This window comes from Streptomyces sp. NPDC098781, assembly GCF_044759995.1.
Lineage (GTDB): Bacteria > Actinomycetota > Actinomycetes > Streptomycetales > Streptomycetaceae > Streptomyces.
The window spans coordinates 295932-314344 of record NZ_JBIWAK010000003.1; the positions used below are offsets into that span (position 1 = coordinate 295932).

12 protein-coding genes are annotated in these 18413 nt (G+C 73.1%); 10 read left to right on the plus strand and 2 right to left on the minus strand.

Annotation, left to right across the window (positions count from 1 at the left end):
• Positions 1-113 precede the first annotated feature (113 nt).
• Complete coding sequence (locus ACIQWG_RS13085) at positions 114-812, plus strand: TetR/AcrR family transcriptional regulator (RefSeq protein WP_404094129.1); 699 nt, start codon at positions 114-116, stop codon at positions 810-812.
• A gap of 207 nt (positions 813-1019) precedes the next feature.
• Here ACIQWG_RS13085 and ACIQWG_RS13090 read toward each other — a convergent pair whose 3' ends face one another.
• Together ACIQWG_RS13090 and ACIQWG_RS13095 are read right to left on the minus strand one after the other, a co-directional pair.
• Entirely contained in the window at positions 1020-6212 is a 5193-nt protein-coding gene (locus tag ACIQWG_RS13090) for an SDR family NAD(P)-dependent oxidoreductase (protein ID WP_404094132.1), read from the minus strand.
• Between the two features lie 123 nt (positions 6213-6335).
• Positions 6336-7646: a phenylacetate--CoA ligase family protein gene (locus ACIQWG_RS13095; protein ID WP_404094134.1), complete on the minus strand. Its 1311-nt coding sequence runs from the start codon at positions 7644-7646 to the stop codon at positions 6336-6338.
• A 565-nt stretch (positions 7647-8211) separates the two neighbouring features.
• Here ACIQWG_RS13095 and ACIQWG_RS13100 point away from each other — a divergent pair.
• The 9 genes from ACIQWG_RS13100 to ACIQWG_RS13140 all read left to right on the plus strand — a co-directional run bounded on the left by ACIQWG_RS13100 (position 8212) and on the right by ACIQWG_RS13140 (position 18403).
• On the plus strand, positions 8212-9300 hold the full coding sequence (locus ACIQWG_RS13100; RefSeq protein WP_404094136.1) for a ketoacyl-ACP synthase III family protein: 1089 nt from the start codon (positions 8212-8214) through the stop codon (positions 9298-9300).
• A gap of 10 nt (positions 9301-9310) precedes the next feature.
• Positions 9311-10930, plus strand: coding sequence for a (2,3-dihydroxybenzoyl)adenylate synthase (locus ACIQWG_RS13105; protein WP_404094139.1), 1620 nt, complete (start codon positions 9311-9313; stop codon positions 10928-10930).
• A gap of 1 nt (position 10931) precedes the next feature.
• Positions 10932-11201 (plus strand): phosphopantetheine-binding protein, encoded by a 270-nt coding sequence (locus ACIQWG_RS13110; RefSeq protein ID WP_404094141.1) that lies wholly within the window; start codon positions 10932-10934, stop codon positions 11199-11201.
• The gene (locus tag ACIQWG_RS13115; RefSeq protein WP_404094144.1) at positions 11201-12685 is read left to right on the plus strand and encodes an amidohydrolase family protein; all 1485 of its coding nucleotides are present in this window, start codon (positions 11201-11203) and stop codon (positions 12683-12685) included. The genes ACIQWG_RS13110 and ACIQWG_RS13115 overlap by 1 nt, the downstream gene beginning before the upstream one ends.
• Positions 12682-13524, plus strand: a complete 843-nt coding sequence (locus ACIQWG_RS13120) for a 2,3-dihydro-2,3-dihydroxybenzoate dehydrogenase (RefSeq protein ID WP_404094147.1) — start codon at positions 12682-12684, stop codon at positions 13522-13524. The genes ACIQWG_RS13115 and ACIQWG_RS13120 overlap by 4 nt, the downstream gene beginning before the upstream one ends.
• A gap of 229 nt (positions 13525-13753) precedes the next feature.
• The gene (locus ACIQWG_RS13125) at positions 13754-14422 is read left to right on the plus strand and encodes an isochorismatase family protein (RefSeq protein ID WP_404094150.1); all 669 of its coding nucleotides are present in this window, start codon (positions 13754-13756) and stop codon (positions 14420-14422) included.
• Positions 14419-16299 (plus strand): anthranilate synthase family protein, encoded by a 1881-nt coding sequence (locus ACIQWG_RS13130; RefSeq protein WP_404094151.1) that lies wholly within the window; start codon positions 14419-14421, stop codon positions 16297-16299. The genes ACIQWG_RS13125 and ACIQWG_RS13130 overlap by 4 nt, the downstream gene beginning before the upstream one ends.
• Complete coding sequence (locus tag ACIQWG_RS13135; protein WP_404094154.1) at positions 16296-17678, plus strand: 3-deoxy-7-phosphoheptulonate synthase class II; 1383 nt, start codon at positions 16296-16298, stop codon at positions 17676-17678. Before ACIQWG_RS13130 ends, ACIQWG_RS13135 begins: the two co-directional genes overlap by 4 nt.
• Positions 17675-18403, plus strand: a complete 729-nt coding sequence (locus ACIQWG_RS13140) for a 4'-phosphopantetheinyl transferase family protein (protein WP_404094156.1) — start codon at positions 17675-17677, stop codon at positions 18401-18403. The genes ACIQWG_RS13135 and ACIQWG_RS13140 overlap by 4 nt, the downstream gene beginning before the upstream one ends.
• Positions 18404-18413 lie beyond the last annotated feature (10 nt).

An 18413-nucleotide genomic window follows, 5' to 3' on the forward strand; every position in this document is an offset into this window, starting at 1 on the left:
AGCCTACCTCACACTGTTAGACAGTGGCTAATAAGTTAGAGTTGATCGTGCCTAGCGAGCCGCCGGGCATCAAAGCGCTGGAGCAACAGCGCCTCAGTGTGAGGTCGTTCGTCATGTCTGACTCAGCACCGCGCCGCCGGTCCCGGGCAGCAGCGGGCCTGCCGCCGATCACGGCGGACAAGATCATCGATGCAGCAGTCGAGGTGACCGGGGAACTGGGACTCGACGGTCTGTCCATCCGCCAGATCTCCACCAGACTGGACGTCTGGCCAGGCGTGATCGCCTATCACGTCGGTGACCGCGAGGCGGTGGTCATGGGCGTGATCGACCGCGTGATCTCGCGGATCCCGATCCCCGCCGAGGACGTGCCGTGGCGCGACTGGTTCCGCTCCGTGATGTCCGAAGGCCGCGCCGTGCTGCGCCGGTACCCCGGCGTGGCCCGACGGCTGTGCGCGGTGGGGCCGAACGTTCCGTCGGCCCTGCCCACCATCGACACGGGCATCCGGGTCCTGATGAAGGCCGGGTTCGGCGAGCACGCCCCCGAGGTCTACCGCTTCCTGTTCAACACCGCGTTCACGCTGGTCGCCGTCGAGGACGATCGCGGTCAGTTCCCGACCGCGCGGGCCGACATGGGGCGTGCGCTGGCCGCCTTCGCCGAGGACGAGTCGCAGCCGGGCCTCGCGGCCGCGGGCTCCACCGCCCGGGCCCGGAGCAGCGATCCCGAGGCCATAGAGGCGCAGGAGACGGAGTTCTTCCTCTTCACGCTCGAACGCTCCCTGGACGGGGCGGAAGCCATGCTGACGGCTGGCTGAAACGTAACAACGGCCTGTGGGGCTGCCCGGACCACCGTGTCCCGGCAGCCTCACAGCCGTCTGCCGGCCGGCAACCCCGCTGTACCCGCGTCGGCGCACCGCCCCGAACGCACGTCGGCCGCCGTCCCCGCCCGGACCGGCCGCACCCGGTCCCTGTCGGCGAGGACGGCGGCAGCTGCGCGCCGTGCTCCGCGATATCCCGCTCGGCTAGGCCGTGGGCTGCTCCTGCTCGGCGTGGTCGTCGGTCAGCGCGGCGGTCAGATAGCCCACGATCTCGCTCACCGTGGGGTAGTTCCACAGCAGGGTCGCCGGCAGCGCGACGCCCAGGTCGCGTTCGAGAGCGACCCGCACCGCCGTGGCGAGCAGCGAGTCGACACCGGCCTCGGTGAGCGGCCGGTGCAGGCCCAAGGCGCCGGGCTGGACGCCGAGTACGGCGGCGACCCGGGCCCGGACCTCGTCGAGCAGATAGGCCACCAACTCGTCGCCGGACAGGCCGACCCAGTCCGGCACTTCGGCCGGCTCCCCGGCGTCGCCACGGGCCAGTTCGGCCAGCAGCGCGGGCCGCGGACCGGTGTGCCCGTGCCGCAGACCGAGCACCGCCACCAGCGCGCTCGCCGGGTGCGCGACCGTCTGGTCGAAGGCGCGCAGCGCGTGCTCCGGCGCGATGTCGGTGGTGCCGCGGGCGGCGAGTTCGACATCGGTCGCCTCGGCCGAGGTCGCCATGCCCAGGCCGCGCCAGCTGGTCCAGGCGAGGGAGACCGTCTCCTGGTGCCCGCCGGCGCGCCGGTGCGCGGCGAGCACGTCGAGGAAGGTGTTGGCGGCGGCGTACGCGCCCTGACCGGGCAGTCCGAGCAGCGGGCCGGCGGACGAGAACAGCACGAAGAAGTCCGTCGAGCCCGGCGGGAACAGCTCGTGCAGGACCAGCGCGCCGTCGACCTTGGGCCGCATCACCGCTCGCAGGTCGGCTTCCGCCAGGCGGTGCATCAGGGCGCTGTGCACGGTGCCGGCGGCGTGCACGACACCCCTCACGGGCGGCAGGTCGAGCGCGTCGAGCGCCTCCCGGGTCGCCACCGGGTCGGTGATGTCGGCCGCGACGGTGCGGACGGTGACGCCGGCCGCCTCCAGGCGGCGCAGCGCCTCCACCCGCGGATCGTCGTCCCGCCACTGGGCGCGCGGCGGCACGGGGGTGCGGCCCAGCAGGACGACGCGGCGCGCGCCCCGCTCGGCCAGATGCCCGGCGAGTTCGAGGCCGAGCACACCGAGTCCGCCGGTGATCAGGTACGTACCGTCCGGCCGGCAGGTGAACGGCTCGCCGTCCAGGGCGAGTTCGGCCGGCACCAGACGCGGTACGCGTACGCCGTCCTCGGCGACCGCGACCACCGGCTCGGCGGGCCTGAGGTGCAGCAGGTTGAGCAGCAGCCGGGCGCTCTGCTCACCGAGCGGTCCGGTCGACAGGTCGACGACTCCGCCCCAGAACTCGGGGTGCTCGCTCGCGGCGACGCGGCCCATGCCCCACAGCGGCGCCTGGGCGAGGGCGCCGGCCGGGACCGCCTCGCGCACCCCGCTCGTCAGGCACCACAGCATGGGCTTGCGACCGGGCAGCGCGCCGACCTCGGCGACCAGCCGGGTGAACTCGGCGGCCACGTCGGCCGGTTGTCCCACCTCCACGCCGTCCGGCACGCCCGGTGCGAACAGGACGTGCTCGGCGTCGGCGAGTGCGGTCCGGTCGACGCTCACGGTCGCTCCGTGCGCCGCGGCCTCGGGCACCAGGGAGCGGGCCAGCTCGATCGGTCCGAGCACGAGGACGGTACGGCCGGTCAGCGTGGTCTGCGCGGCCGCGTCCACGGGAAAGTCCTGCCAGGCCACTTCGAAGCGCCCGGCGCCCAGGTCGTCGTCCGACAGGTCGCCGTCCAGCTCGCCGTAGTGCAGCCCGCGCAGGGAGAGCAGCGAGCCGGCGTCGTCCCCCTCGCCCCGGACGTCGACGTGCACGGTGGTGCTGCGGACCGGGTCCAGCCGTACGGCGATGGTCGCCCGGCGCGGCGGTGCGCCCGCGCGCGTGACCTGGTCGATGTGGGCGGGCATGCGCAGCACGGCGGGCCCGGGGAAGATCACCGACGCCATGGACAGCGCGGCGTCCAGGATCGCCGCCCAGCTGCGGTCCAAGGGGGCGCTCGCGAGGGCCGTCAACGTGCCCTCGCCGCTGCGGAGTTCGTCGATCGTCCAGGGGTATCCCATGTCCGCCACGCCGAGTTCGGCGAGCCGGTCGATCACGTACCGGCCGTCGAGGTCCTCGGAGCCCTCCGCGGTGACGGGCTCGACCGCCTCCTGAGCGCCGACGGCGGCCAGGGTGTGCGTGGCCCAGGCCGTGTCCGGTGCGCCGAGGCGGCGCGAGACGAGCCGCAGGGCCGTGCCCTCGCGCACGATCTGCACCTCGCGCGTCTCCGTCTGCGGCACGACGACGGGCTGGCGCAGCCGTACGTCGTTCAGTTCGTCGGTGTGGCCGGCGGTCAGGAAGGTGTTGATCAGCACCGCGGCCGGCACGATCTCCGTGCCGAGGACGGGGTGCCGACGCGGGTAGGGGCGGGTGCGCAGGTCGAGCGTGGTCTGCCAGACGCGGGTGTTCGAGCCGTGCACCGCCGTCTCGGTGCCGAGCAGCGTGTCGACCGGCGGTTCCGCGCCGAGGCGGGCCTCGACCCAGTGCCGGTCGTGCTGCCACGCGGTCGTCGGCAGGTCGGTACGGCGGCCGGTGGGCTGGAGCGCCGACCAGTCGACCGGTACGCCGTTGCAGTGCAGGTTCGCCAACGAGGTGAGCAGCGTGGGCCGTTCGGGCCGGCGGCGGCGCAGGCTGGGGGTGACGAGGGCGCCGGGCAGGCTGGAGACGACCTCGGTGATGGAGTGGCTGACCACGGGGTGCGCGGAGATCTCCAGGAACAGCCGGTGGCCGTCCTCGACGGCGGCCTGGACGGCCTGGTGGAAGCGGACCGGGTTGCGCAGGTTGTCGGCCCAGTAGCTCGCGTCCTGACGGCGTCCGCAGCGCGGGTCGTCGACGGCGGTGAGGTACACCGGCACTCGGGGCGCGTCCGGCTCCAGTTCGGCGACGGCGACCGCGAGGTCGGCCGCGGCCTCGTCCATGTGCGGGCTGTGGAAGGCCACGTCGGAGTCGATCCTGCGGACCGTCCAGCCCAGTTCGGCCCACTGCTCGGCGGCCTCGTCCACGGCCGGGATGTCGCCCGCGACGACGGTGGACGAAGGGGCGGCGGCGATGGCCGCGCACAGCGTGTCGGTCTCACCGATGCGTTCGCGCACCTCGTCGAAGGACCGGTCCACCATGATCATGGCGCCCTTGCCGGCCACCTTGCGCAGCAGCACGGAACGGCGGCAGATGAGCCGGGCGCCGTCCTCCTCGCTCAGCACCCCCGCGGTGACCGCGGCGGCGATCTCGCCGACGGAGTGCCCGATGATCGCGCCCGGGGCCACGCCGTAGCGGCGCCAGACCTCGGCCAGACCGATCTGCACGGCGAACAGCATGGACTGGATGACGTCCACCGAGTCGAGCTCACCGCTGGTGAGTATCTGGCGTGGGGTGATGCCCATCTCCTCGGCGTAGACCGGCCCGAGCCGGTCGATGGCCGCGGCGAACACCGGCTCCTGAGCCAGCAGTTCGCGGCCCATGCCCGACCACTGCGCGCCATGCCCGGAGAACACCCAGACGGGGCCGGCGACCGGCCCCGCGGCCTCGCCGGTGACGACGTCGGGGTGCGGCTCGCCCGCCGCCAACGCGGCCAGTCCTTCGGCGAGTTCGCGCCGGCCGGCCGCGACGATCGCGGCGCGGGCGCCCAGGTGGGACCGGCGGTGGGCGAGGGTGTGGCCGATGTCGGCGAGCGCGTGTCCGTCGAGTGCGTCGGCGAGCGAGCGGGCCTGGGCGACGATGCCGGAGTCGGTGGCCGAGGAGAGGGGGTAGAGCGTCCTCGCGGCGGGGTCGGCGGATGTGGGTGCGGCCTCCGGCTCGGGCACACCGGCCGCCTCGGGCGCGGGCTCGGCCGTCACGGACCCGGCGGCGTCCTGGGTGGTCGGCGCCTGCTCCAGTACGACGTGCGCGATGGTGCCGCCGTAGCCGTAGCTCGCCACACCCGCGAGGCGCGGGCGGCCGGAGTCGGGCCAGTCGGTCGGCTCGGTGACCAGGCGCAGGCCGGACGTCTCCCAGGGGATGTCCCGGCGCGGGCCGCCCATGGACAGGGTCGGCGGGATGACGCCGTGCTCCATGGCGAGCGCGGTCTTGATGAGCCCGGCGACACCGGCGGCGGACTCGCAGTGCCCGATGTTGGTCTTCACGGAGCCGATCAGGCACGGTTCCCGGCCCTCGGGCCGGTCGCCGACGACCTCGGCGAGGGCCGTCGCCTCGATGGGGTCGCCGACCCGGGTGCCGGTGCCGTGCGCCTCGACGTAGTCGACCTCGTGCGGGGCGATGCCCGCCGCCTCGTAGGCCTTGCGCAGCAGATGGGCCTGTGCCGTGGGGCTGGGCGCCATGATGCCGTCGGTGCGGCCGTCCTGGTGGACGGCGCTGCCACGGATCACCGCGAGGACGCGGTCCCCGTCGTGCACGGCGTCGGACAGGCGCTTGAGCACGACGACACCGCAGCCCTCACCGCGGCCGTAGCCGTCGGCGGCCTCGTCGAAGGCCTTGGATCGGCCGTCCGGCGAGATCGCGCCCGCCATGTCCAGGACGGTCGTCAGTCCGGGGCCCGCCATCAGCATCACACCGCCGGCGAGCGCCACCGGCACCTCGCCGCTGCGCAGGCTCGCGCACGCCTGGTGCACGGCGACCAGCGAGGACGAGCAGGCGGTGTCGACGGCGAGGGACGGGCCGCGCAGGTCGAGCGTGTAGGAGATGCGGTTGGGCACACCGCACAGCGACGAGCCGATGCCGGTCCATGCCTCGACGCCGGGCAGGTCCTCCAGCAGCCGGCGGCCGTAGTCGTCGGTTCCGACGCCGATGAACACACCGGTGTCGGTGCCGGCGAGCGAGGTGGGCGGGATACCGGCGTGTTCGAGGGCCTCCCAGGCGACCTCCAGCGCGATGCGCTGCTGCGGGTCGAGCTGGCGCGCCTCGGTCGCCGAGATGCCGAAGAACGCGGCGTCGAAGCCGGAGATGTCGTCGAGGAACGAGCCGCGGGCGGTCACCCGGGTCAGGACGGCCGCGTTCTCACGGGACTGCGCGCGCTGCGGCTCCCACCGGTCCTCCGGTATCGGCCCGGACGCGTCCTGCGCGTCCATCAGCAGCTCCCACAGTGCCTGTGGGGAGTCGGCGCCACCGGCGAACCGGCAGCCGACGCCGACGACCGCGACCGGCTCGGACGGGCTGGGGGGCGAACTGGGGGACAAGGGGGACTGCTCACTCATGGAGTCACCGCTCACGGTTCGATGCCGATCTCGGGGGACGACGTGGGGAGTTGTCTCGCGCACGGCTGCGGACGCGAGAGAGGAACGGAGGGTCCGGGTCTCGGGAGGCATGCTCGGCAGGCGTCAGAAGTACATGACCGCCTTGTCCCAGTCCTCGCCCTCGGCGAACAGGTAGCGGGCCTTGAGGATGTCGCGCCGCGCGGTGAGCGCCTCGGTCGGGACGAGCGTGCCCAGGGGCAGGCCGGTGATCCGGTGCGGGACGCCCAGTTCGCGGTCGAGGGCGGCGCCGAGCTCCTTGGCGGCCTGCTCCCGCACCGCCCCAGGCGCCTCGAACTCCAGGCGCAGTACGTCGGAGTGCGCCATGGCCCGCCAGAACATCACCTCGTACTCGGCCGGCAGGGAGAACACCAGCTCCTCCAGCCGCTGCTGGGTCACCACCGCGGAACCCACGGTGTGCCCGGTGCCGGCCCGGCCGAGCACCGTGACCGTCGGCAGCAGCCAGCCGCACGCGCACGCCTCGGTCGACACCTCGACCTCGTCGGCGAGGTTGTAGCGCAGCAGCGGCATCGCGTCCCGGTACAGCGGGGTGACGACCATCTGCCCGCGGCCGGAGTCCGACAGCACCCCGGTCTCCGGGTCGTACACCTCGAAGATCGCGCGGTCGGCCCACAGGTGCATCCGGCCCTCGGGGCACTGCCCGGCGATGGTGCCGGTCTCGGTGGAGCCGTACTCCTCGACGACCGGGATGCCGCCCCAGATCTCGCTGAGCCTGCGCCGGCGCACCTCGGTCAGCGGTTCCGCGGCGGTGAACATGGCGCGCAGCGCGGGGAAGTCCTGGTCCGGGCGCAGCCCTGCGGCCTTGGCGGCGGCGGCCAGCATGGTGATCTCGGTCGGGTTGCACCAAGTGAGCGTCACGTCGAGGGACTTCAGCACGCGCACCATGCGCGACAGCGGCGTCGCGAGCGAGCGGGCGTCGCCGGGTACGACGGTCGCGCCGCGCAGCCGGCCGGCGGCCTGCGCGAGATGGCCGGTGATGACCAGGCCGTAGGGGGTGCGGACCAGGAAGGTGTCGGAGGGGTTGATGCCGACCCACTTGCGGGCGTACCGCTCGGCGAGGTCGGTCCAGTCCTCGTCCGTGTAGTACGAGGCGGTGGGCTCGCCCGCGGTGCCGCTGGACTCGTGGTAGGTGGCGAGGCGCTCCCGCTCGACGGCGAGCATCCCGAACGGGTACTGGTCGCGCAGGTCCTGCTTGGTGGTCAGCGCGATGCCGGCGAAGTCGTCCGCGGTGCGCGGCGGGGTGACTCCCTCGTAGCGGGCCGCGTAGAAGGGTGACCGCAGCGCCTGCGCGAGCACCCTCGGCAGCTGGGACTGCTGCTGTTCGGCCAACTCGGCGGGGCTCGACCAGTCACCGGGTTCCGGACGCGAGCGCGACATTCACATCTCCCTCGTGTGTGGCCTGGGGCCTGACTTACGGATCAGCCCGGGGCCATGGGGCCGTGGCGCGCACCCCGCTCACCGGCGTTCGCCTGGTGCTGTCGTGTGGTCCGGACGGCTCCGGTGAGACAGGCCCCGGCCGCGCGGGGGAACTCACGCGGCGGCTGCACGGGCAGTAGCACACCAATTCGGCCAGGACGGCGGCGCGAGTAGTCGCCACTCAAATCGGCCACCCGGGGTGGCGCCGCCCCGGTGCTCCATCGGCACTCCGCCGCCCCACGCCACTCACGTCGGGGAGGTCTAGACCCGTGATGGATGAGTGACGCCCACTCATGAGGCCGCGTGGCGCCGGTGCTGTGCTTGCCGCGTGCATCGGACCGCCCGCCGCACCCACCACGACCTCTCTCCCCCGGCCCTGATCCGCCCGTCCGCACGAGGGGCGCGACAGGGCCCGCTCCAGCCCGGATCGCCGGACGCACCGCACGTCTTCCCCGCGCGTCCGCGCGGCCACACATCGCCCGCACACGCACCGGACCACGCACCAGGACACGAAGGAGTCGGCTCGATGAGGACTGCGAACCTGTATCTCGCCGGGATCGGCAGCCATCTGCCGCCTCTTTTCCCGGCGGAGCGCGCGGTCGCCGAGGGACTGTACGACGAGGAGGCACGGCAGGCCTCCGGGATGCGGTCCGCCGCCGTGAGCGAGTCGACGCCGGCCCCGCAGATGGCGATCGAAGCGGCCAGGGCCGCGCTGGCCGACTCCGGGCACGGCCCGGACGACATCGCCATCCTGCTGCACAGCTACACCCACCACCAGGGCCCCGACGGCTGGTCGGCGGTGCACTACATCCTCAACAACACGGTCGACCGGCCGGTGCCCGCCGTCGAGATCAAGCAGGGCTGCCTCGGCATGCTGGCCTCGCTGGAGGTCGCCGCCAACCGGCTGATCGCCAACCCGACGCACGATGCCGCGCTGATCACCACGGGCGACAACTACTCCACCCCCGGAGTGGAACGCTGGCGCGCCTCGGGCCTGTTCGTGCTCGCCGACGCGGGCTCGGCCGTGGTCCTCTCCCGGCGGTCCGGTTTCGCCGAGCTGCTCGCCCTGGACTCGCTGTCCGACTCCTCGATGGAGATCCTGCACCGCGCCGGCGAGGAGCTGTTCCCGCCCGGTGTCACGCGCGGTCGCGGGCTGAACTTCGCCGAACGCGCCGAGAAGGTCCGCGAGCAGTGGGCGGCCGGCCAGGCCCCGCCCATCAAGAACTTCGGGGACCGGGTCGCGGAGGTGGCCGAACGCACCCTGAAGCAGGCGGGGGTGACGTGGGACCAGATCGTCAAGGTGTGCCACGTCGGCTTCGGCCGGCCCGCCCTGGAGGCGATGTTCCTGCTGCCGCTGGACGTCTCCGAGGACCAGGAGGTCTGGGAGTACGTCAACACCGTCGGACACACCGGCGCCGCCGACCTGTTCCTCGGCCTGGAGCACGTCTGGCGCACCGGTCAGGTGAAGCCGGGCGACCACGTCCTGCTGATCGGCGCGAGCACCGGGATGGAGGCCGGCGCGGCGGTCGTACGCATCACCGAGCCCGCCTACACCACCCAGGGCTCGCCCGCCCAGTCCTCGTCCGCCCAGTCCTCGTCCACCGAGTCCGAGTAGGAGCGCCGGCATGCTCGACGGATTCACCCCCTGGCCCGAGGACATCGCCCACCGGTACCGCGACCGGGGTATCTGGCGCGGCGAGACGCTCGGCACGATGCTGCGCAAGGCGGCGCGGTGGTACGGCGACAGCACGGCGCTGATCCACGGTGAGCGGCACATCAGTTACGCCGAACTCGACGGCTGGGCCGACCGGTTGGCGGCGGGATTCGCCGCGCACGGTCTGCGGGCCGGCGACCGGGTCGTCGTCCAGCTGCCCAACGTGCCGGAGTTCGTGGCGATCGCGTTCGGGCTGATGCGGCTCGGCGTGAAGCTGGTCTTCTCACTGCCGGCGCACCGGGCCACCGAGATCACCCACCTGGTCGAACTGAGCGGCGCGGTGGGCTACTTGGTGCCGGAGACGCACCGCGGCCACGACTACCGTGAGCTGGCCCGGCAGGTCGCGGCCGGGACGGGCCGGCTCAGCTCCCTGTTCGTGCTGGGCGCCAAGACCGAGGGGTTCGTCTCGGTGGCCGAGCTGGAGGCGGCCGTCCCCGACCCGCAGCGGCTGCCCGAACCCGACCCGGCGGACGTGGCGTTCTTCCTGCTGTCCGGCGGCACCACGGCCCTGCCCAAGCTGATCCCCCGCACCCACGACGACTACCTGTACATGTCGGATCGCGCGGCCCAGGTGTGCGAGCTCACGGACGACGACGCGTATCTCGCGGTGCTGCCCATCGAGTTCAACTTCGCCTTCGGCTGCCCCGGCCTCATCGGCACCTTCCTCACCGGCGGCACCGCGATCCTCGCCGACACCCCCAACCCGATGGACTGCTTCCCGCTGATCGAGCGGCACCGGGCCACCGTCACCGCCATGGTGCCCTCGATCATGGCGCTGTGGCTGGAGGCGGCGGAGTGGGCCGAGGAGGACCTGTCCAGCCTGCGTCTGGTGCAGGTCGGCGGGGCGCGCATGACGCGCGAGTTCACCTCCCGGATCCAGCCCGCGCTGGGCGCCCGGCTCCAGCAGGTGTTCGGCATGGCCGAGGGGCTGCTCACCTTCAGCCGCCCGGACGATCCGGCGGAGTCGGTGCTCACCACACAGGGCAAGCCGGTCTCCGACGCCGACGAGCTGCTGATCGTCGACGAGGACGGCAGCCCGCTGCCGCCCGGCCGGATCGGCGAGCTGATCACCCGCGGCCCGTACACCCTGCGCGGCTACTACCGGGCGCCCGAGCACAACCGGCGCGCGTTCACCGAGGACGGCTTCTACCGCACCGGTGATCTGGCCCTGCTCACCGAGGACGGCGACCTGGTCATCGAGGGCCGGATCAAGGAGACGATCATCCGCGGCGGGGACAAGATCGCCGCCGGTGAGGTCGAGGATCTGCTGCTCGCCCACCCCGGTGTCGCCGCCGCGGCCGTGATCGGCGTACCCGACGAGTTCCTCGGCGAGCGGATCTGCGCCTATCTCGTCGCCGCCGGCCCCGAGGTGTCCCTCGCCGAACTCAAGCAGGCCGTGCACGCGCAGGGCGTGGCCGACTACAAGCTGCCCGACCTCGTCCGCTATGTGACCGAACTCCCCCTGACCCCTCTCGGCAAAGTCGACAAGAAGGCGCTGGCCGCACACGCCGCGTCCGAGCAGGAAGGCTGAAGTGGACACCTCTTTGTTCCCGACCGAAAGCGAGCTGCGCGCGATCGTCGCGCCCGTGCTGGGCATCGAGCCCGGCCGGATCGAGCCGGACGCCAACCTGGTGCTGCTCGGGCTGAGTTCGCTGGAGATCATGCGGCTGGTCAGCCGCTGGCGCAAGGCGGGCGTCCCGGTGCAGTTCGACGCCCTGGTCGCCGCCCCGACGCTGAGCGGCTGGTGCGCCCACTTCGAGTCGCTGGCCGCGTCCGCCCCGTCCGACCCCGGGGCCGCCTGATGAGCGCGCTGCTGATCACCGGCGGTACCGTCTACACCGCCGACCCGCAGGAGTCCGTGCACGAGCGCGGCGCGGTCCTCATCGTGGACGACAAGGTCGCCTCGGTGGGCCCGGCCGCGCAGGTCGAGCAGGCCGTGGCCGCGCTTCCCGCGGCCGTCCGGTCGGAGCTGCGCCGCTTCGACGCGAGCCGGATGATGGTGCTGCCCGGCTTCGTGAACGCCCACTGGCACGAGATGTTCGCGATGGGTTTCACCATGCGCGGCGCGCTCCGCCCGGCCTCCGACCGCGGCGACCAGGCCGCATTCATGGCCGGCGGCGGTGACATGCACCAGATCTCCGGCACCTTCGACCGCTTCGACGGCCTGATCGAGGCGATGACACCGGACGAGGCGCAGGCCATCGCCGAGTACTCGATGTGGATCCAGCTGCGCGGCGGGGTGACGACCCTCGGCGACATGGGCTCGCTCAACCGGCCGCTGTCCATGGTCGCCGCCGCCCGTCGCGTCGGTCTGCGCTTCTCGGCGAGCACCTGGGCGAGCGACGCCGTCTGCCCGCCGGACCGCTCGCGCTTCCAGCGCACCCGTGACACCGACACGGTCCTCGCCGGCTTCGAGTCGCTGATGGGCGCGGTCGCCGCGGACACCACGGGCCGGATCAGGTGCCGCCCGAACATCTCCTACGTCACCAACATGACCGACGAGCTGGTGCGCGGCATGGCCGACCTGGTCGTGCGGCACGACCTGCCGTTCGCCACGCACGTGGGCGCGCTGCGCAACGAGGTCGAGGCGATGCGCACGTACTACGGCGAGACCGGGCTGCGCCGGCTGGAGGAGGTCGGCCTGGTGAACGACCGGCTGATGGCCGGCCACGCCTCCTTCCTGGACGAGCACGAGCAGAAGCTGATGCTCGCCACCCGGGCGCACATCAGCCACTCCCCCGGCAAGTACGGCCCCTCCGGCGAGTCCTCGCTGACCGAGACCGGAGTGGTGCCGGCCCTGCGCCGGGCCGGGCTTGACGTGTCGCTGTCGACCGACGCGGCGGCGCTGCCGGGTGCGGGGATGGCCGAGACGATGCGCGCGGCCTGGCAGATGTACAACGAGATGAGCGCCGATCCCACCGACGTGCTGCCCACCGACGCGCTCGCGATGTCCACCCGGATCGCGGCCAAGGGCCTGCGCTGGGACGACGCCGTGGGCAGCCTGGAGCCCGGCAAGCAGGCCGACCTGCTGCTGGTGCGCACCGACGACTGGCGCTATCTGCTCAACTCCCGGCCGCTGGAGAGCTTCCTGTGGCTGGCCGGTTCCGCCGACGTGGACACCGTGATCGTCGGCGGCCGGACCCTGGTCGCGAACGGCCGGGGCGTCGAGGTGGACGAGGCGGCCCTGCGGGACCGCTACCTGGAGGCGCTGCGCGGGTTCACCACGCGCGTCCTGCGCGTCCCCGTCGAGGCCGTCGACGCGGTGCTGGGGAGGGTGGCCCGATGAGCGCTCTGGGCACGACGGACCACCCGTCCGGGACCGAGTGGTCGCGTACGACGGACCACGAGCCCGGCACGGAGTGGTCGGGAGCCGCCGTGGTGACCGGAGCGGCCGGCGGCATCGGCGCCGCCGTGGCCACCGCCCTGGTCGCCACCGGGGTCCCCGTCGCGCTGCTGGACCGGGAGCCCGTGCCGCTGTGGGAGCTGGCGGACGAGCTCGGCGGTTCCCGCGGTGGGGTCATGGCGCTGCCCGTGGACGTCACGGACAGCATCGACGTGGACACCGCGATCGCCAAGGTCGAGGCCGAACTCGGCCCGATCGCCTACCTGGTCAACGGCGCCGGGATCCTGCGCAGCGGGCCCGCGCCCGAGTTGAGCGACGAGGAGTGGGACGCCACCCTGGCGGTCAACGCGGGCGGGGTGTTCCGGGTCAGCCGGGCGGTGGCCCGCCAGATGATCCCCCGCAAGCGGGGCTCCATCGTCACGATCGCCTCCAACGCGGCCCTTACTCCCCGGACTTCGATGGCCGCGTACGCCGCGTCCAAGGCGGCCTCGCTGATGTTCACCAAGTGTCTCGGCCTGGAACTGGCCCGGCACGGCATCCGCTGCAACACCGTCGCACCGGGTTCGACCCGTACCCCGATGCTGACCGCGTTGCAGGGCGACGCCGCCGAGCGGGCGTCGGTCGACGGAGTGCCGGAGGCCTACCGCGTCGGCATCCCCCTCGGCCGGATCGCCGAGCCCGCCCATATCGCCGACGCCGTGCTGTTCCTGCTCTCCGAGCGGTCCGACCACATCACCCTCCAGGACCTGACGGTGGACGGCGGCGCGGCGCTGGGCGTCTGACAACCGACTCCCGTGGACCGGGCACCGGCCCACCCACCACCAGACCCACTCCCCTCCAGGACCGGCCCCTTGCGGGCCGCCCGTCCGGACCCCTCCTCCAGGTCCGGGCAGGAGGGCGCCCGGGACCGGCACTCCCCCACCGTCCCGGGCGCCCCCACCGGCGCGCGGCCGTGTTCCCGAGCACCGGGGACCGCGGCCGCCCGTCATCCGACCAGGAAAGGAACCTGACGTGGCGATCGCACCGATCGACCCGTATCCGATGCCCCGCCCCGCAGAGCTGCCGTCCAACACCGTGTCCTGGAGCGTCGATCCGCGCCGGGCGACGCTGCTGGTGCACGACATGCAGCACTACTTCCTCGCCCCCTTCAAGCACGGAGCGCAGCCGCACTCGGACCTGGTCGCCCACGTCCGGGTGCTGCGGGAACGCTGCGCCGCACTCGGCGTGCCCGTGATGTACTCGGCGCAGCCCGGTGACATGACGCCTGAGCAGCGCGGTCTGCTCGCCGACTTCTGGGGTCCCGGCATGTCGGCGGCCCCCGAGGAGCAGGGCATCCCCGAGACCCTCGCACCCGGTGAGGGGGACACCGTCCTCACCAAGTGGCGGGCCAGCGCCTTCCATGACACCCCGCTGCTCGAACTCCTGCGCGAGCAGGGCCGCGACCAGCTGATCATCTGCGGTGTCTACGCGCATGTCGGCATCCTGCTCACCGCCTCCGACGCCTTCGCGCACGGCGTCCAGCCGTTCGTGGTCGCGGACGCGGTCGCCGACTTCACCCCGGACTTCCACCGCATGGCACTGGAGTACGCGGCGTCCAGATGCGCCGTCGTCCTGCCGACCACCGCGGTCCTCCGGGCCCTGCCGGCGGCGGCCCCGACACCCGTGGGAGCGCGGTCATGACGTCCCTCGAGGAACTGGCCGCGGGCGGACAGCCGTTCGCCCTGCTCCACCGGCCCGAGAGCGGGGTCGCCGGCCAGGTCGACCTGCTGGTCGGCGAGTTCGGCTCGGTCGCCGGGATCGAGCAGCTGCCGGTGCCCGACCTCGGGCAGCCCGGCACCCACGAGGTGCTCGCCCTGCTGCCGTACCGCGTGATCGGCGAGCGCGGCTACGACCACCGGGACGACGGTGAGCCGGTGCTCGCCATGCCGGTGCGCGAGCAGGCGCTGCTGCCGGTCGAGGACATCCTCGACACCGTTCTGGCCTGGCCCGTCGTCACCGCCGAGGGCCGCTTCGACCTCGACGACGAGGAGTACGGCGACCTGGTGCGCCGCGTCCTCGCCGAAGAGATCGGGCACGGCTCCGGCGCCAACTTCGTCCTCAAGCGCACCTTCGTCACCGAGATCCCCGACTGGTCGGCGCGTACGGCACTGGCGTTCTGGGGCCGGCTGCTGCGCGGCGAGCCGGGCGCGTACTGGACGTTCCTGATCCACACCGGTGACCGCACCTTCATCGGGGCGAGCCCGGAGCGCCACGTCAGCCTCGACGACGGTGTCGCCGTGATGACGCCGATCAGCGGCACCTACCGGTACCCGGCCGACGGGCCGAGCGTGCCGTCCGTGCTGGGCTTCCTCGCCGACGGCAAGGAGACCAACGAGCTGTACATGGTGCTCGACGAGGAGCTGAAGATGATGAGCCGGGTGTGCGACGACGCGCACGTGGCGGGGCCGTACCTGACGGAGATGGCCCACCTCGCCCACACCGAGTACCGCATCGCCGGCCACAGCGCCCGGGACGTGCGCGACATCCTCCGCGAGACGCTGCTCGCCCCGACGGTGACCGGCAGCCCGGTGCAGAGCGCCTGCCGGGTGATCGCCGAGTTCGAGCCGGGCGGCCGGGGTTACTACGCCGGTGTGGCGGCCCTGATCGGCCGCGACGACCTGGGGCGGCGACGCATGGACTCCTCGATCATGATCCGCACGGCTGACGTCGACCGGGACGGCCGGGTGCGGATCGGCGTCGGCGCGACGCTGGTGCGCGACTCCGACCCCGCCCAGGAGGCCGCCGAGACACGGGCGAAGGCGGCGGGACTCCTCGCCGCCCTGGACCGGGTCGCCGAGCGGCGCCCCCCGGCCGGCCTGGGCGACGACCCGCGGGTGCGGGCCGCGCTCGCCGCGCGCAACGCGCCGCTGTCCGACTTCTGGCTCGCCCCGGCACCACTGCGGCCGGCCACCGGCGACAAGGTGCTCATCATCGACGCCGAGGACACCTTCACCGCGATGGGCGCGCTGCAACTGCGCAGCCTCGGCTACGACGTGACGATCCGCCGCTACGACGAGCCGTACCGGCTGACCGGCTACGACCTGGTGCTGCTCGGCCCGGGCCCCGGCGACCCCAACGAGACGGACCATCCCAAGATCGCGCATCTGCGGGCGGTCACCGGCAGCCTGCTCAATCTGCGGATCCCGTTCGTGTCGGTGTGCCTGAGCCACCAGGTGCTCTGCTCGCTGCTCGGGCTCGACGTGCGCAGGCTGGACTTCCCGAACCAGGGAGTGCGGCGCACGGTCGACCTGTTCGGCACCGCGGAGCCGGTCTACTTCTACAACGCGTTCGCCGCGTACAGCGACGCCTCGCTGCTGGACACCGCCCTCGCCCGGGACCTGGTCGAGGTCGCCCGCGACCCGGCCACCGGCGAGGTGCACGCGCTGCGCGGCCCCGGTTTCACCTCCGTGCAGTTCCATCCCGAGTCGGTGATGACGCTGCGCGGCGCCTCCATCCTGGACGACCTGGTCGCCGGCGCCCTGACGCCGGCTCCTCACCGAGCGGAGCTGACGGCGTGACCCCCCTGCTCGAACTCCCCGCCGAACAGCACGCGGTGCACATCGGCTGGCGCTCGCTCCCGGCCGGCCAGCAGCCGGCGTGGCCGGACGCCGCCGCGCTGAACGCCGCGGTCGCCACGCTCTCGGCGAGCCTGCCGCTGGTGATGCCGCGCGAGTGCGACACGCTGAAGAGCCGGCTGGCCGCGGTCGCCCGCGGCGAGGCGTTCCTGGTGCAGGGCGGCGACTGCGCCGAGGCCCTGGACGCCGCCAGCGCCACCTCCATCAACCGGACGATCGCCACGCTCCAGCAGTTGGCCACCGTCTTCGGATACGCGATGTCGCTGCCCGTGGTGACGCTGGCCCGGATGGCCGGGCAGTACGCCAAGCCCCGCTCGAAGGACACCGAGACCCGCGACGGCCTGGAACTGCCGGTCTACCGGGGCGACGCGGTCAACGGGCACGCCTTCACCCCGGCCGCCCGCACCCCCGACCCGCACCGGCTGGTCCGCGTCTATCACACGTCCGCCGCCACCCTGAACCTGGTGCGGGCGTACGGCGCGGGTGAGCACGCGCGGCCCGAGCAGGTGCTGACGGCCCTGCGGCAGTTCACCGTCACCTCACCGTCGTGCGCGCGCCATGAGGCGCTGACGGAGGAGATCGAGCGGGTGGGCGGCTTCACCGGCACGGGCGACGGCTGGCACACGCCCGGCGAGTTGTTCATGTCCCACGAGGGGCTGCTCCTGGACTACGAGTCGGCGCTCGCCCGTGTCGACGCGGCCACCGGACAGCCGTACGCCACCTCCGGGCATCTGCTGTGGATCGGCGAGCGCACCCGTCGGCTCGACGGGGCACATGTGGAGTTCTTCTCCCGGATCAGCAATCCGATCGCCGTGAAGATCGGCCCGAGCACGAGCGCCGACGACGTGCTGGGCCTGATCGAGCGGTTGTCGCCCGACGGCGAGCCGGGCCGGCTGACCCTGGTGGCCCGGATGGGCGCCGGAAAGGTGCGGGAGGCGCTGCCCGGCCTGGTCGAGAAGGTCGGCGCCGAGGGACGGCCGGTGGCCTGGGTGTGCGATCCCATGCACGGCAACACCATCGGCGCGCCGAGCGGCCACAAGACCCGCCGGTTCGACGACGTCCTGGCCGAACTGACCGGGTTCTTCGAGGTGCTGCGCGGTCTGGGCGCCCACCCGGGCGGGGTGCACCTGGAGCTGACCGGCGACGACGTGACGGAATGCGTGGGTGGCGGCGCCGGCCTCGACTACGCCGACCTGCCGAAGCGCTACCGGTCGCTGTGCGATCCGCGGCTGAACCGGGACCAGTCGCTCGACCTGGCCTTCCGGCTCGCCGAACTCCTGGACGGCGTGGACACGCCGGGCGCCACGGGGACCCCGCGATGACGGATCTCTGGCTGCTGCCGGAACCGGCGGCGGAAGCCTTCGTCGAGCGGATGGGCGGCGAGCGGCTGCTGACCGACGAGGAACGGGCCCGGATGGCACGCATGCTGATGCCCCGCCGGCGCCGGCAGTTCCTCGCCGGGCGGCTGCTGTGCCGGCACGCGCTGAGCGCGCGGACCGGTCACCCCGAGGACGGCTGGCACTTCCCGGTGGACGCCTACGGGCGGCCCGAGCCCCGGCCGGACTGGTACGGCGTGCGGTTCAACGTGTCGCACACGGACGGCCTGGTCGTGTGCGCAGTGACCGACGGTGCCGCCTGCGGAGTGGACGTGGAGGGCCCGCTGTCCGAGGAGTCGGCGGCCCACGTCGCCCGCTTCTTCTCCCCCGCCGAGCGGGCCGAACTGGACGCCCTCGGGCCGGCCGAACGCCCGCGACGCACCGGTGAGTTGTGGGTGCTCAAGGAGGCGTACCTCAAGGGCCTCGGCATCGGCGGGCGGCGCGATTTCGACGGCTTCGCCTTCACCTCGCGCTCCGCCGGGCGCATCACCGTGCACGACCCGGAGCAGCCGCACGGCGGCGGCCCCGGCTGGTGGTTCGAGCTGTTGCGGCCGGCCACCGGGCACACCCTCGCCCTCGCCGTCGAGGGCGGCCGGGCCGACGACGTACGCCTGATGGACCTGACCGATCCGACCAGCCTGAGCGAGCCGATCGCCGTATCGGGCTTCTGACGACCACGGG

Bases quoted from the DNA above. Each gene is read 5' to 3' on its own strand.
- ACIQWG_RS13085 (WP_404094129.1), top strand. From the start codon at position 114: ATGTCTGACTCAGCACCGCGCCGCCGGTCCCGGGCAGCAGCGGGCCTG.
- ACIQWG_RS13090 (WP_404094132.1), bottom strand. From the start codon at position 6,212: ATGAGTGAGCAGTCCCCCTTGTCCCCCAGTTCGCCCCCCAGCCCGTCC.
- ACIQWG_RS13095 (WP_404094134.1), bottom strand. From the start codon at position 7,646: ATGTCGCGCTCGCGTCCGGAACCCGGTGACTGGTCGAGCCCCGCCGAG.
- ACIQWG_RS13100 (WP_404094136.1), top strand. From the start codon at position 8,212: ATGAGGACTGCGAACCTGTATCTCGCCGGGATCGGCAGCCATCTGCCG.
- ACIQWG_RS13105 (WP_404094139.1), top strand. From the start codon at position 9,311: ATGCTCGACGGATTCACCCCCTGGCCCGAGGACATCGCCCACCGGTAC.
- ACIQWG_RS13115 (WP_404094144.1), top strand. From the start codon at position 11,201: ATGAGCGCGCTGCTGATCACCGGCGGTACCGTCTACACCGCCGACCCG.
- ACIQWG_RS13120 (WP_404094147.1), top strand. From the start codon at position 12,682: ATGAGCGCTCTGGGCACGACGGACCACCCGTCCGGGACCGAGTGGTCG.
- ACIQWG_RS13130 (WP_404094151.1), top strand. From the start codon at position 14,419: ATGACGTCCCTCGAGGAACTGGCCGCGGGCGGACAGCCGTTCGCCCTG.
- ACIQWG_RS13140 (WP_404094156.1), top strand. From the start codon at position 17,675: ATGACGGATCTCTGGCTGCTGCCGGAACCGGCGGCGGAAGCCTTCGTC.